Raw genomic sequence first — 14,105 nt, 5'->3', positions numbered from 1 at the left:
TCATCCGCTCCTTATTTCGTTGATCGAAAGATCCATTTTATTATATCCCTCCATCATGAAATCGTCGATGCATCTTACAGGGGAGAGTACGGTAACCATTGATAAGCTTATTTTCGTTCTCCCCCGGAGAAGGAGGAAGGGCTGTTGATATATATTTTCCCTTTTTAAGGAGATAAACTTATGACTTGCTCCACACGGCTAATGCACCCCAGGGGCACTTCCTTCGGGCGCCGTGGGCTTCTCGGATCATTGGGTACGGCAACCCACTACCCTCTACCAAAGGCTACCTCCGAGCCTGAGAAATGCTGAGCCTCCATCGGCTACTTGACAGGAATCATTTTACGGCAGGACGGATTCCTCCTACCAACCTTATAACGTGCTTCCGCTCGTATCTTAAGATACCAAAAAATACTTGTCGGACTTACGAGAGGGTTTATACCCTCCCGGCCCGGCGCTCACTTTCATCCCAATCCTAAAGGGCTGGGTTTTCCCGCTCACTATCTATAATTATTCCGGACAGCTTTGAGTGGTTTTGAGGGTGGGTTGTACAATTTGAAAAGGCGTGTGGGGCGGAAAGTCGTCGTGATCGGTGCAAACGGATAAATCAAAAGGCACCTTGTTCAATTCTGGGTAAATGCGCCCACCAGGTGAGGTTCGTGATCTGCGAGAACCCGGAAATGGAGTAAAAAATCAAGCATCATATCTCTCCCCCCCTGTCCATATATATGTACTACCAGGGGTACATACCGGGAGGGAGACTCGTGAAATTCCAGTGGAAAAACAGCTTGCGAACAGCCACCATCTATCTGATCGTAGTGATCATCACGCTGGGCGGTCATACTTATTACCAAGCATATAAAACACAAGAATATGTGGATGAGTTTAAAGCGCTGAAGGGCCAGTCCGTTATAGGAGAGATATCGGATACATACAAATCCACCATTGAACATTATTCCAACTATAAACTGAACAAAGAAGCCAAACACAAGATTATTCGCAAACTAAACAAGCTGAGCGAAGAGCTGCGCAAAATCGACCTACAGATTAACTCCCGGGATGTCTACCATCAAATCGACTTCTCCTTCATCTATCATGACATCAAATTGGTAAACATCACGCTCTCAGATACCACCAAGGATGATATCGTTCCTGTCATAGTTTTACATGCCATGGAAGGGTTGGGAGAGATAAAAAAAGAGATCACCTATATCGAGTACAGATGACCGTCGCTTCAAAAGCCCACCAGCATATTGGCGGGCTTTTGATTTATTCGGGGTTTACTGGTATTTTCAAGGTCTGGCCTGGATGCAATTCGGTATTCTCCAACTGGTTGATCTCTCGAATCATAGTCATCACTTCGCGTACATCCTGCGAGGAATCCGTTTCCGCTTGGGCGATTTCCCACAAGGTGTCACCTGGATGAACTTTGATCACCTTAAGGGAGCCGAAATCTGCTTCGCCGCTTCCGTCAAATAAGAACCCCGTCAAAGAAAGAAATACAATAAGACCCGAGCACCACATTTTCCAATCCACAAGCTTCACCCTCATTTCTGTTTTTGTACAAGCTATGCCCTGTACAAACAGTTTATTCCAGAACATATGTTCCGTCAATCGGAATTTTCGAACCTATGTTTGTGTTTTTGTTTCCCATCGTGTATACTGGAGAAAATACGGATTGGGGAGCAGGTCTGCCTCACATAGGACCGAAAGGAGATGAATCCCTTGATAAAACTTTCCCAGCGGCAACAAGCGATCTTGGATTACATAAAAAAAGAGGTGCGCGAGAAGGGATATCCTCCCTCTGTGCGGGAAATCGGCGAAGCTGTAGGCTTGGCATCCAGCTCTACGGTGCACGGACATTTGGCCCGCCTTGAGAAAAAAGGACTTATTCGTCGTGATCCCACGAAACCCCGGGCCATTGAAATCTTACATGATGAATCGGAAACCGCTGCCCGGCCTGCCGCGGATTCTGTCATGGTGCCGCTAGTCGGGAAAGTGACGGCTGGTGAACCCATTACCGCTGTAGAAAATATCGAAGAGTATTTCCCCCTTCCCCGTAGACTAGTGGGTAATGATGAGTCTGTATTTTTGTTATTGGTACGGGGGGACAGTATGATCAACGCCGGCATTCTGGACGGTGACTATGTCATTGTGCGCCAGCAACAAACAGCAGAAAATGGTGATATCGTGGTCGCCATGACGCCGGACAACGAAGCAACGGTCAAGCGCTTTTACAAAGAACGCAACCACATTCGTTTGCAACCGGAAAATGACGAACTAGCCCCTATTTTGTTGCAGGAAGTTTCGATTCTGGGCAAAGTGATCGGCCTGTTTCGGGAAGTCATATAAACAAACCAGCCAACTGATGTTGGCTGGTTTTTCTGTCGGACGGACAATCCGGTTAAATCCTGAACCCGGATCGTGACCAGGGAATATTTGTTCTTATTCGTATATTACCTTAACCACAATAAGTTGAATTCCCTATTTCAGTGGCTGGAGGAGTGAAAATGGCAGATTAGCGCTTTGCATTAGCTATGTACTTTACAATAGAAACTCCTCCATCCGAGGATGGAGGAGTTATCTTCAATATCCAATCAGCCTTGAACAAACCGCTCAATCCGGTCCATTGCTTTTTCCAGTTGATCCATCGATGTGGCGTAGGAAATGCGCACGTGGCTGTCAAACCCGAAGGCGGAACCCGGCACCATCGCCACTTTCTCCTGTTCTAGCAACCCTTTCACCCAGTCATCTGTAGTGCCGTAGCCTTGCTTCTTCATCGCTTCGCTCACATTGGCGAACACATAGAATGCACCTTTCGGTGTCTCGCACCGGATCCCTTCGATCCGATTCAGGCGGCGCACCACATAATCCCTGCGATCTTTAAAAGCTTTGCGCATCGTGCGCACGGGTTCTTGCGAACCATCCAGGGCGGCCAGAGCCGCATATTGCGCCACCGAAGACGGGTTGGAGGTGCTGTGGCTGGACAGGCCTGTCATCGCTTTGATCACTTGGGCATTCCCTGCCGCATAACCGATCCTCCAGCCCGTCATGGAGTAGGTTTTGGATACCCCGTTGATAATGATCGTGTTTTCATAAAGGGCGTCACTTAGGCTGGCAATGCTGACATGCTGTTCCCCGTCGTCGTAGATGAGATGCTCATAAATTTCATCGGAAACGATCGTCAAACCGTGTTCCAGACAGACCTCGCCCAACGCCTGCAATTCTGCAGCCGAATAAAGGGAACCGGTCGGGTTGGAGGGGCTGTTCAACAAAAACGCCACTGTTTTATCCGTAACAGCACCACGCAGCTGTTCCGGAATCACTTTGAACGAACGGGATTCCTCTCCGTCGATGATCACCGGAACGCCGCCGGCCAGTTTCACTTGTTCGATGTAGCTGACCCAATACGGAGCCGGAATGATCACTTCATCACCGGGGTTGAGCAGCACCTGGAACAGATTGTACAGGGCGTGTTTGGCCCCGACTGTCACCGTAATCTGATCCGGCGTATAGCGGAGGCCGTTGTCTCGTTCAAACTTCTTGACAATCGCCTCTTTCAACTCCGTTATACCGCCGGCGGGGGTATATTTGGTATGGCCTTCGTGCATAGCCTTTTCCGCTGCTTCCAAGATATGATCCGGAGTATTGAAGTCTGGTTCACCGGCCCCCAGCACGATCACATCATGCCCTTGTTTCTTCAGTTCCTTGGCTGTGGCGGTAATGGCAATCGTTTTCGATGGTGTCAGCTGTTTGACCCGATCGGATAATTTCATCGATGATGGATCTCCTCTCACGCTTTTTACAGATCATTGTAACATAAACGGCGTGATTATGGTTGGTTCGCGATGCGTTGTGTCTCCCGGGCAATCATCAGCTCTTCGTCGGTGGGGATTACCATCACCGTCACCCTGGATTCCGGCGTGCTGATAATTTGCTCCCCCCGGGGCAAGTCAGCATTTTTCTCTTTGTCCAGCTCTACTCCGAGATAGGTAAGTTTACTGCATACCTTTTCCCGTACCAGCGAGGCATTTTCACCCACACCCGCGGTAAAGATGATCGTATCTACACCGTCCATAGCGGCGGCATAGGCACCGATCGTCTTGCGAATGCGGTATGTATACATGTCCAACGCCAGCCGGGCAGCTTGATCCCCGTTAAAAGTGGCCTCCACAATCTCCCGCATATCGGAGTGACCGGCTACTCCCTGCAATCCGCTGTGTTTGTTCATCATCGAGTTGACCTCAGCCAGGGTGAGCTCCTCTTTTGCCATGACAAAAGGAACAATCGCCGGATCGATATCCCCGCAACGGGTTCCCATCATCAACCCTTCCAGAGGAGTCATGCCCATACTGGTGTCGACAGATTTTCCGTTTTGGATCGCGGTACAGCTGGCTCCATTGCCGATGTGGCAGGAGATGATTTTCAACTCTTCCACGTCTTTGCCCAATACCTCTGCTGCTCTGCGGGATACATATTGATGAGAGGTACCATGGAAGCCATAACGACGTACCTTGTGCTTCCGGTACAACACCCAGGGCAACGCATACATATAGGCGTAATCGGGCATCGTTTGGTGGAATGCCGTATCAAAAACCGCCACATGTTTTGCATGAGGCAAATTGTGCTGTGCCGCATCGATCCCGAGCAAATTAGGCGGATTGTGCAGCGGAGCCAGATCCACGTTCTTTCGAATGGCTCGAATAGCATCGGAGTCGATCAGGACCGAGCTGGCGAAATCCTCGCCTCCGTGCACCACCCGGTGACCGACGGCATCCACTTCCTCCACGCTTTGCAAAACCCCCTGCTCTTTGTGAACCAGGAGGGCCAGCACTTTATTCAATCCTTCGCGGTGATCCAGGATTTCCGCTGTTTCCACCCAATCATCCTGCCCGGGTACTTTATGGGTCAGAATGGAGCTTTCCGAACCGATCCGCTCCACCAGGCCCTTGGCCAGGACCTGTTCAGTATCCATATTGAACAGCTGATATTTAATCGATGAACTGCCGCAGTTAATGACCAAAATCTTCATTGCAGCCGACCCTCCTTTTCGATCCGATCTCCATCCTCATCATAATGGAAAAAGCCTTCCCCGGTTTTTACTCCCAAGTGATTGGCGCGAACCATTTTTTTCAGCAGTGGAGAGGGACGAAATTTGGTATCCCCGTATTCCCGGAACAAGCGTTCCATCGAAGCCAGAACGGAATCCAACCCGAAGCGGTCGGCCATTTCCAATGGACCGTAGGGGAATTGGAAGCCACGTTTCATCGCTATGTCAATATCTTCCGCGGTGGCAACCCCTTCCATCAGCGTATTGATGGCTTCGTTGATGATCGTCACAATCAGACGGGTCGTCACAAAACCCGGAGATTCAAACACTTCCACGCCGGTTAACTCCAAACGGTCCAAGAAGGCTTTCATTTCATCCACAGTTTCCTGGGAAGTTTTCAGTCCGCGTACGATTTCCACCAAATCCAGCCGGGTGACCGGATGCAAAAAATGAAGGCCGATCACTTGATCCGGCCGCCGGGTGACTGCTGCCAATTCAGTCAAGCTCAGTGTCGAGGTGTTGCTGGCCAAAATCGTTTCCCGCGGGCACATACGATCGCACCGATCAAAGACCGACTTTTTCTCATCCAAGTCTTCCGTCACGGTTTCGATTACCAGATCCGCATGTTTTAACGGGGACTCATCAGCAGCAAAGTCGATCCGGCTCAGGATAGACTTTTTCTCCGCATGGGTAATTCCCCATTTGGACAACTGCTTGTCCAGACTCGTTTCGATTTGATGCTGAGCGTGATCGGCATGAATTTTTGTTTTTTCGATAATGGTAACTTCCAGTCCTTTTTTAGACAAAAGTTCGGCGATACCTTGTCCCATTGTACCGCCGCCGTAAACCACAACGTGTTGAATATTGGACAACGTTAATCCCCTTCCTGCAAAACCTGTTTCTATGCGGTGGTTATCCGCTGATGGACAACGGATCCTTACGGTGTTGCTGCAACAGCTTGCGGAACTGATCTCCCGACAGCACCTCTTCCTTCAACAACACTTGTAGACATTGCTGAAACACCTCGGAATGATGGGAAAGCAACTGTTCCGTTTCTTCGTATAACTCGCGGAGAATCTTAGAGGATTCTTGGTGCAAGATATCCTTGCTGATCAAATCCTTGTCGATAATCCCCAGATCCGACAGACCGGACTCGATCAGTGTGCGCGTATATCGGCTGGCTTGTTCGTAATCATTGCGGGCTCCTGTGGAACGGTTGCCGTATACTTGTTCTTCTGCAGCCGCTCCAGCCAGACAAACCAAGATTTGCTCCTCAATCTGCTTTCGGGTATACAAATATTTGTCTTCACCGGGATGGTGCCGCACGTACCCCAAAGCCTGCCCGCGGGGAGACAAGGCTACTTGGGAAACAGAACCGGGCCGTACCGCTTCCGATACGATCGCATGACCCAGCTCATGAATCGCCACACGTTCCCGCTCTTCCTGCGTCGCTTCCCGATCTGTCTTTTCGCCCATCATCACTTTGTCGATGGCTTGGGACAGATGTTTTTGGCCAATCTCCGGACTCCGGTCCCGCATGGCGTAAATGGCCGCCTCGTTGGTTAAACTTTCCAATTGAGCGCCGGAAAAACCGAAAGTCTCGTCCGCGATTTTTTCCAGATCCACATCGGAAGCGAGAGGTTTGTTTTCCGTATGCAGTTCGAGAATCATCATCCGGGCTTTTTTATCGGGTAAATCCACCGTAATATGCCTGTCAAACCGTCCGGGACGCAACAGAGCGGAGTCCAGCATATCTTTCCGGTTGGTTGCGGCAATCACCAGCACCTGCACTTCCTGATCCGATGTGATCCCGTCCATTTCCGTCAACAACTGGTTGAGCGTCTGATCATATTCGCGGTGTTGGGAACCTTCCCGTTGACCACCGATGACATCGATCTCATCAATAAAGACGATCGCACTGTTTTTCTGATTCCGCTTCGCCTGCTCCCGCGCTTCCTGAAACAGTTCCCGAATACGCTGGGCTCCCACACCTACGTACATTTCAACAAATTCACTTCCGGAGGTGGTCACAAACACGGAATCGGTATAGTGAGCAGCCGCTTTCGCCATCAGCGTTTTTCCCGTTCCCGGGGGACCGGACAGCAGAATCCCCTTGATGGGGCGAATGCCGTAGTTTTGAATTTGCTTGGGATGAATAAGAAAATCAAGTGCTTCTTTCAGCTCTTCTTTCGAACGTTGTTGCCCTCCGATGTTTTCAAAAGAGATATTGGGTACCGATTCTTTTCGGGACAGACGCCGCTTTTTCCCAAAGTTGAGTCCGCCGCCGCGGTGAACGGCGACCATGTAGACCAAGCCGCCGATCAGTCCGAGAGCCACAATAGGCAAAGGACTGTATCCGAGATACAGCAGGAATAGTAACAAAGCTGGTGTCATGCCGATAGTGATTGCTTTACCCATTATCCTTCACCTCGTGGCCCGGTTTATTCAAGGGAAGAACACGGTACAGCCAATAATGATCCCGGCGGAGCTCCACATAGAGGAATTGATCGTCCATCGTTACCCGGTAACGGATATTCCGTGGTTTGGCTGCCTGTTTTACTGCCTGAGGGATCCGGGTATACCGCTTGTGGGCGATTCCTTCCTCAATGCCAAACACCATCTCATCCCACGCATCGTTCAAAGCGGGAGCCGGACGGTCATGAACGACCAGATGCAGTTTGCGGTTACCCGCCAGCCGAGAAATGCTTTTTCGCAGGTTAACATAGTCTCGGGTCAAGGAAAAACCCGCTTCGGTTTTCAGGTGTATAGTGACACTGTCGGGTTGAACCGCCAGCTGTTGCAGCTCGACATGAGCATTTTTGGCCACCGCTTGCCGGATGGGCAGTTCAACTTCCCACCGTTGGTAACCAAAAAAGCCCCCAAATAATATTAACAGCGTGACAAACAGAGTCAACACCGCTACATTCCAGCGGACTCTCATGGATGCCACGCCCCCTTTCTACCTACGACATCCTCCCGTTTCCCTCTCAGTATATCACAAAATATATACCCACTTAGGTAAGGAATATAAAGGAATAAAAATAGCGGCATTGCTGCCGCTTCATGTAAACGCTGTCACCTTTTTCTATTGGAAGGTATATACCATTTCCGCTTTTTTGCCGTTCTCCCTCAACGGTACAATCTGTGCCTTCATCCGCGTTAGTTTATCCGGCGCCTGATACCAAAGTTGATAACGGACGCGGAAGTTTTGGGCCGCCCGATTGGCTGCCCCTGTCTTTTCAAAAGCCGCCCCCATCCATTTTCCTAACCTCTTTCCCACTTGATCGCTGTTGAGATCCACTTGGATTCCGGTTTCGTGTATGTTCTGGGCGGGAAGAGCTTTAACCCGCATCGCTGCACCCTCGATGAATCGAAAATGATCCTTGGGGGCCAATAGACCAAATTGGCGCTGGTTCATGGTTTCTTTGTTCTTGCCTTTTACTACCTGAATCGCTGTGCCGTCTTTTGTAATCGTCAAAGTTTCCTTTTGCTGTACCGCTTTTAACGTCCAATCAGTTCCTCTCTGCACCCCTTTAAACCGGCCTTGCCCAGGTAATTGCAAAGTAAATTTCCATTCCGGCTGACTCAAATGCTTTTCCATCCGTTTGGTGACCATCTCCGCAGTAACTTTCGGTTCTGGACGGGCAGCCTGGGAAGCCGGTTCACAGGCAGAAAGCAACAGTAGTAGTACCAACCATACCCGCCACTTCAGCATCTTCACTTCCGGTTCCTCCTTCCGGGTAAGGGCCATCCCCTAAGCATCCTACGAATACAAAGTGGGGATTATCACCGGAAAGGCAAAAAGCCCGCCATTACAGGTTAGCGGGCATACATGCAAAAATGTGCTCCCCATCCGGGGTTTTATCCCTATCAAACCTTGTTATTTCATCTTTTCCATTTAGGGGTGTTCCGTTATTCATCACCCTTTTCCGGGTTCTTGTTAGCACTTCGTTTGCAACCTGTTTGCAGTTACCGACCCCAAAAAAAAAATAGAACATATTTTTTCATGTGTATATGTATAACACTGTATAAAATGTATAAAAATTATAATTTTGTTATATATTTACTATTATTTTCCCCTCTAGTATTATCCAATACGTAATCACCGATTACATAGAAAGGAGTGCTTTATTGCAAAACGTGAGCAACTTAATCAGGAGGAAACAGCACAATGAAACGCTTTTTAGCTCTATCCGTATTTGCTCTTACGCTGTTGATCGGCTGTCCCGCTTTCACCTCACATACTTCTTTACTTCATCGGTGTCATTATATACCTATGGTTTTTTGCATAAAAAAAGCCGGGTTTTTCCCGGCTTGAGGCTGCTGACAAAGGTAGAAGGTCAGCAGCCTCAAGCACCTGATAGGGTGCTAAGAAACTTCGTTGAATCGTTTTTGCGAGTGTTATGTTTTCTCTCCTTCCAGATATCGCTTGTCCTTCATGAACAGGCGCCAATGGATCACAAAGCCTGGCAACAAAATCGCCAACCCGATGGTGAACACTTTTAACAGGGAGTAAAAAGTGTTGATCTGTGTGAACGCTTGATCAACGGTCAGATAGGGATAAACGATATACGGCAAGTGCGCTGCACCATAGGCAAAGGTAGCCAATGCGTACTGGATGACCACAAACACCATCGCCACACGCGGCCGTCCAACTTTTTGGTCTTTCGTTTTCCACCACAAGGACACGTAACCGATGAGAAAAGCGATGATGGACCACACATACCACATTTTGTACCGCAACAACCGATCCAACAGCCAGGCCGCTTCCGGTTCCAGGGTATAGAGGGCCAAAACAGCCACCAACAACGTAATCGGACCAAATAGGACCGCATATCGTTGGTACACCTCGTACGCGCTGTCATCATCCGACTCCCGCGCATAATCGGCCAAGAAAAGGGAAGACAAAAAGAGCTCCGACGACAAACCGAACAAAATGTACAGATAGATCGACGGACTGGTCAACCATTTGCCAAAGTACAATGCTGCCTGTCCCTGGATCATTTGCACAAATCCCCCCTGGGTGACGGGCAACGCACTGATCAACAGTGCGGGGATAAACAGAGCGGTCAACCCTGACACGATTTGCAACACCTTTCGGTACCGCTCCACCGAAAAGGCAAACACCATAAAAGCGCTGCGGACGGTAATCAAAAGCAAAATAATGCTGACCGGCACAATCAGCACGTTGCCCAACATATAGGCAGCCTTCGGGAAAAAGCCGATGGTCATCACGACCAGAAGCACCAGGATGGTATTGGTTACTTCCCAGGTCGGCGACAAAAAGCGGTTGGCGATTCTGCCCGCTTGCGTTTCCTGATTCGCATGTACCATCGCCCAAAAGCTGGCACCAAAATCAATCGATCCGGCCAAGCTGTATATGTAAAGCACAACCCAGACCGCCAGGATGGCAATGGATGGTTCAATGGGCTGTACCATGGGTATCGTCTCCTAACGTTTTGTTGGACTGGAATTCCAAAGCAATCGGGTTGCGTTTAAAGTAATGGGTGAGCACCAAGCAAACGAGAGCGCCAAGGAAAAGGTAAACCAGGACAAAAGCGACAAACAGCGCCCCCAAATATTGCGCTTTCGTCGCCGCCTCCGTCGTGGTCTGGATATGGTAGATCGTCCAGGGCTGGCGCCCACTACAGCTGAAAATCCAGCCGAATTCAATCCCCAGGATGGACAAGGGACCGGCCAGCAGCAAAAGATACAGCAACCATTTTGGCCATCCCGTTTGCCCGTTTCGTTTGCGCCACCACCACACCAGCAAGGCCATGGCTGCCAAACCCAGCAAGAGAAAGCCGATGGCAACCATGATATTGAACAGGGTATGGGAATAAGCCGGCGGCCACGTCCAGCGCGGGTACTCCTCCAGCCCCTTTACCACGGTATCGAAGCGGTCGCCCGCCAAAAAGCTGAGCAGATAAGGAACTTCAATTCCGCCGATGATTTGCTTCTTATCGTAATCCACATAACCGCCAATCGCCAGCGGCGCATAACGTTGCGTTTGAAACAAGCCTTCTGCCGCCGCCAATTTCTCCGGTGTGTTTCGATGCAATCCCTGCGCAGATTCATGACCCGACAAGGCGGTAAGGAAAGACATCGACACCGACACTACCAAAGACAATATCAACGCTTTGCTATGGATGGAACGTTCGGCTTGGCTGCCGGCCTTCAACAAGCGGTACGCCGCAACGGAAGCAATCACAAACGCGCCCGTCATCAACGCACTGACTACCACATGGTAGGCCGCCTCGTAAAAGCTGGGGTTAAAAAAGGCTTTCCACGGATCCACATCATAAATCGTCCCGTCGGGCTTGATTTTAAAGCCTGCCGGCGTATTCATCCACGTGTTGGCCGAGGTGATCAAAACGGCGGACGCGGTCGCCCCCAACGTAACCAAAAATACGGCAATTACCCGGTAAAGCGGACGTAAGCGGCCCGCGCCATAAACATAAATGGATAATGCCAACGCTTCCAAAAAGAAGGCAAAGATCTCGATTTGAAAGGGAACGGCAATCACTTGGCCGACAATGCGCATAAACCCGGGCCACAGCAAGGCCAGCTGCACTGCGACAATAGTCCCGCTAGGAATAGCCACTCCCAACAGGATGGCCATGCTTTTGGTCCAACGCTTGGCCATGATCCCATAATCCCGGTCTTTCTTCCAATAATGGATCCATTCGGTCACAAGGACCATGGCGGACAAACCGATCCCCAACGTGGCAAAAATGATATGGAAAGCCAGCGACGTACCAAAAAACGCCCGTGCCAGCGTTACTGTATCCATACGCAACGCTCCCTCAAGCAGATTGAAATATCAACCCTAGTGTCCGCTTAATAGAGGGTTCTTAAACATAGAAAATCGCAAAGGGCGTCCCCCGACACCCTTCATGCTTTCCCATACCTAAACATTATTTCGTTCTCTTTTTGCCGGGGGATCGGAACACCCAAGGATAACTTTTGAAGATGTTTGCCCGGTGAGCCCCCCAACATGTCGTCATCGTTTTTGGGCACCCTGTAAAAAGGTGAGGCAAATGATCGTACGCTTTGGGTTTGTGGCGATGAGCATGCAGGTAAAAAACGCGTCGCCCTCCAAAACCATGACGGAAAAAACCCTGAATCAAATCGGGAATCGCAAGCTGGCCGCCAAAAAAGTGGTTCGCCTGGCCAAAGAAAACCTGAATAACACGAAGAGAATTTTGTATCATGCGCTGGCCCACGACATCCGATTTTATCGTTTTTCTTCCCGCTTAATCCCTTTAGCTGCCCATCCCGCTTTTCAAAAGGTAGACTTTGTGCGTACGCTGGTGCCCCAGTTGCGGGAAATCGGGCAAATCGTCCGGGATAACGACATGCGGGTGGGCTTTCATCCCGAGCATTTTACGATCCTCAATTCCCCCCGCCCGGAAGTGATCCGTTCCTCCGTGAGAGACCTGATCCGCCACATCCGTATGTTACGTGCCATGGGGTTGGATGAGGCGTACAAATGCAATATTCACGTCGGCGGTGTGTACGGGGACAAAGAGGCTTCAACCGAGCGGTTTATTACTACCTTTCGTAAGTTGGACCCGCGCATTCAAGCCCATATCTGCCTGGAAAACGACGACACCACGTTCACCGCTCGCGAGACCTTGGAAATCGCACAAACAGTCGGGGTGCCGTGCGTTTTGGATTTGCATCACCATCGAATCAATAACAACAAGGAAACGTTGGAGGAATTATGGCCGCAAATTACCCAAACATGGGCCGAAGAAAAGTTTCCACCCAAAATTCATGTCTCTAGCCCCCGTAGTGAATCCAACCCCAAAGGTCACGCTGATTTTGTTCATTTGGACGATTTGGTGCCGTTTTTGCGTTTGGCCGCTGGGTACGGGGAACGCCTGGATATCATGATCGAGGCCAAACGAAAAGATGAGGCGTTGTTTCAACTGATGGAGGAATTGGCAAACGCGCCGCGCTTCAAACGGATCGACAAGGCGACGGTTAAAATAGAGCAATGAATAAATCGGAGAATGAAAAAAGCCGGGCTCTCCCGGCTTTACTTCTTATAAACATCAATGAAAGAGTCAAAGCCTTTTTTCTTCAACTCTTCCATGCGTTCTTCCGCGTTTTTCTTATTCTCAAAGGAACCTGTTACCACGCGGTAGAACACGCCGTCCCCATCCGGCTCCTGTTTCAGTTCGGGTTTCGGTTCGACTTTCTTCTGTTTAAATCCAAAAGCCTTAGCCAGCCCCCTAGCGTATGCTTTGGCAAGAACACGCAAGAAGCTGTCATTACCCAAAAGGACGGTTCCATGCACAATAAAGCGGCAGGTTCCAGCGCAGCCCACGGTTATGAATCCTACGCCTTGGAAGGGGCCAGCGCCTCAACAAAACGTTGGCGGGGCATTGTCCACAATGAAGTACCGGATATCACTGTATACTATGCCTTTCTTCGCGCTACTGAAAAGGCAGGTTTACCGCCTATCCGGTTGCATGATATCCGACATACTCACGCAACCATATTACTCAGAATACACCCTAAAATTGTATCTGCGGTTGGGACATTCAACGGTTTCCATGACGTTGGACATTTATTCCCACGTCATCCCGACAATGCAAAAAGAAGCCGTAGCCGCCCTAGATCGTCTCGTTGTGAAATGACTTTCGTCGCATGTTTGCAATCGGTTTGCAATCAGGGCGGCACGGAACCGCGAACCCCTGTAGTTTTGGGGTTTATTCATTGGAATATGACTTAAAATGTGTAAGACATATCACCTTTTACGGGGGTGATACTAATGCCTACACAGGAGGTGATGTATCGATGGATGCTTCCTTTCCCTCCCCGGACCTCAGTGATATGCTGCTCAGGCATTTCTCCGAGGAAGAACTGAAACGGATACAAGCCGCTGTTCAGACCGAAACCTGGATGACCCTGTCAACGCGTAACCGGGGCTGGAACGCGCGGGAAGCCGCAGAAGAAATACCTCTTCGTTTTCAACTGCATATTGATATGAAAGTCTAGCTCATTTTTATTTTGACTGAAATTTTCCTGCCTATACCCCCTACCAAAC

Annotated in this window: 14 protein-coding genes; 4 read left to right on the top strand and 10 right to left on the bottom strand. The window is 49.8% G+C overall.

The window, feature by feature from the left end; all coding sequences use genetic code 11:
- The first annotated feature begins 761 nt into the window (after positions 1-761).
- Positions 762-1,223, top strand: coding sequence for a hypothetical protein (locus IEW70_RS05615; RefSeq protein WP_188646943.1), 462 nt, complete (start codon positions 762-764; stop codon positions 1,221-1,223).
- 43 nt (positions 1,224-1,266) lie between these two features.
- Here IEW70_RS05615 and IEW70_RS05610 read toward each other — a convergent pair whose 3' ends face one another.
- Positions 1,267-1,533 carry a LysM peptidoglycan-binding domain-containing protein gene (locus tag IEW70_RS05610; RefSeq protein ID WP_188646942.1) on the bottom strand — a complete coding sequence of 89 codons (267 nt, stop codon included), beginning with the start codon at positions 1,531-1,533 and terminating at the stop codon, positions 1,267-1,269.
- A 189-nt stretch (positions 1,534-1,722) separates the two neighbouring features.
- On the opposite strand from IEW70_RS05610, the gene lexA reads away from it, so the two are divergent.
- Positions 1,723-2,349, top strand: coding sequence for a transcriptional repressor LexA (gene lexA / locus IEW70_RS05605; protein ID WP_188646941.1), 627 nt, complete (start codon positions 1,723-1,725; stop codon positions 2,347-2,349).
- A 245-nt stretch (positions 2,350-2,594) separates the two neighbouring features.
- Here the strand turns inward: lexA and IEW70_RS05600 are convergent, their stop codons facing one another.
- The 8 genes from IEW70_RS05600 to IEW70_RS05565 form a co-directional block, all read right to left on the bottom strand.
- Positions 2,595-3,773 (bottom strand): pyridoxal phosphate-dependent aminotransferase, encoded by a 1,179-nt coding sequence (locus IEW70_RS05600; protein ID WP_188646940.1) that lies wholly within the window; start codon positions 3,771-3,773, stop codon positions 2,595-2,597.
- Positions 3,774-3,829: 56 nt separating this feature from the next.
- Complete coding sequence (locus IEW70_RS05595) at positions 3,830-5,029, bottom strand: acetate/propionate family kinase (protein WP_188646939.1); 1,200 nt, start codon at positions 5,027-5,029, stop codon at positions 3,830-3,832.
- Positions 5,026-5,919 carry a 3-hydroxyacyl-CoA dehydrogenase family protein gene (locus IEW70_RS05590; RefSeq protein WP_268234825.1) on the bottom strand — a complete coding sequence of 298 codons (894 nt, stop codon included), beginning with the start codon at positions 5,917-5,919 and terminating at the stop codon, positions 5,026-5,028. Before IEW70_RS05590 ends, IEW70_RS05595 begins: the two co-directional genes overlap by 4 nt.
- Positions 5,920-5,959: 40 nt before the next feature.
- On the bottom strand, positions 5,960-7,465 hold the full coding sequence (locus IEW70_RS05585) for an AAA family ATPase (protein WP_188646938.1): 1,506 nt from the start codon (positions 7,463-7,465) through the stop codon (positions 5,960-5,962).
- Positions 7,458-7,988, bottom strand: coding sequence for a hypothetical protein (locus IEW70_RS05580; protein ID WP_188646937.1), 531 nt, complete (start codon positions 7,986-7,988; stop codon positions 7,458-7,460). The genes IEW70_RS05585 and IEW70_RS05580 overlap by 8 nt, the downstream gene beginning before the upstream one ends.
- A gap of 144 nt (positions 7,989-8,132) precedes the next feature.
- On the bottom strand, positions 8,133-8,798 hold the full coding sequence (locus IEW70_RS05575) for a hypothetical protein (protein ID WP_188646936.1): 666 nt from the start codon (positions 8,796-8,798) through the stop codon (positions 8,133-8,135).
- A 650-nt stretch (positions 8,799-9,448) separates the two neighbouring features.
- Entirely contained in the window at positions 9,449-10,486 is a 1,038-nt protein-coding gene (locus IEW70_RS05570; RefSeq protein WP_188646935.1) for a cytochrome d ubiquinol oxidase subunit II, read from the bottom strand.
- Positions 10,470-11,840, bottom strand: coding sequence for a cytochrome ubiquinol oxidase subunit I (locus IEW70_RS05565; protein WP_188646934.1), 1,371 nt, complete (start codon positions 11,838-11,840; stop codon positions 10,470-10,472). Before IEW70_RS05565 ends, IEW70_RS05570 begins: the two co-directional genes overlap by 17 nt.
- Before the next feature lie 247 nt (positions 11,841-12,087).
- Between IEW70_RS05565 and uvsE the strand changes: the two genes are divergently transcribed.
- On the top strand, positions 12,088-13,053 hold the full coding sequence (gene uvsE, locus IEW70_RS05560) for a UV DNA damage repair endonuclease UvsE (RefSeq protein WP_188646933.1): 966 nt from the start codon (positions 12,088-12,090) through the stop codon (positions 13,051-13,053).
- Between the two features lie 38 nt (positions 13,054-13,091).
- On the opposite strand, the gene IEW70_RS05555 is transcribed toward uvsE, so the two are convergent.
- Complete coding sequence (locus tag IEW70_RS05555) at positions 13,092-13,382, bottom strand: SPOR domain-containing protein (RefSeq protein ID WP_229751838.1); 291 nt, start codon at positions 13,380-13,382, stop codon at positions 13,092-13,094.
- Between the two features lie 473 nt (positions 13,383-13,855).
- Between IEW70_RS05555 and IEW70_RS05550 the strand changes: the two genes are divergently transcribed.
- Entirely contained in the window at positions 13,856-14,056 is a 201-nt protein-coding gene (locus IEW70_RS05550) for a hypothetical protein (RefSeq protein WP_188646932.1), read from the top strand.
- The last annotated feature ends 49 nt before the right edge of the window (positions 14,057-14,105 follow it).

It is taken from the genome of Marinithermofilum abyssi, assembly GCF_014641195.1.
Taxonomy (GTDB): Bacteria; Bacillota; Bacilli; order Thermoactinomycetales; family DSM-45169; genus Marinithermofilum; species Marinithermofilum abyssi.
The sequence above is the reverse complement of the archived record's forward strand: the minus strand, read 5'-3'. Positions and strand labels throughout refer to the sequence as shown.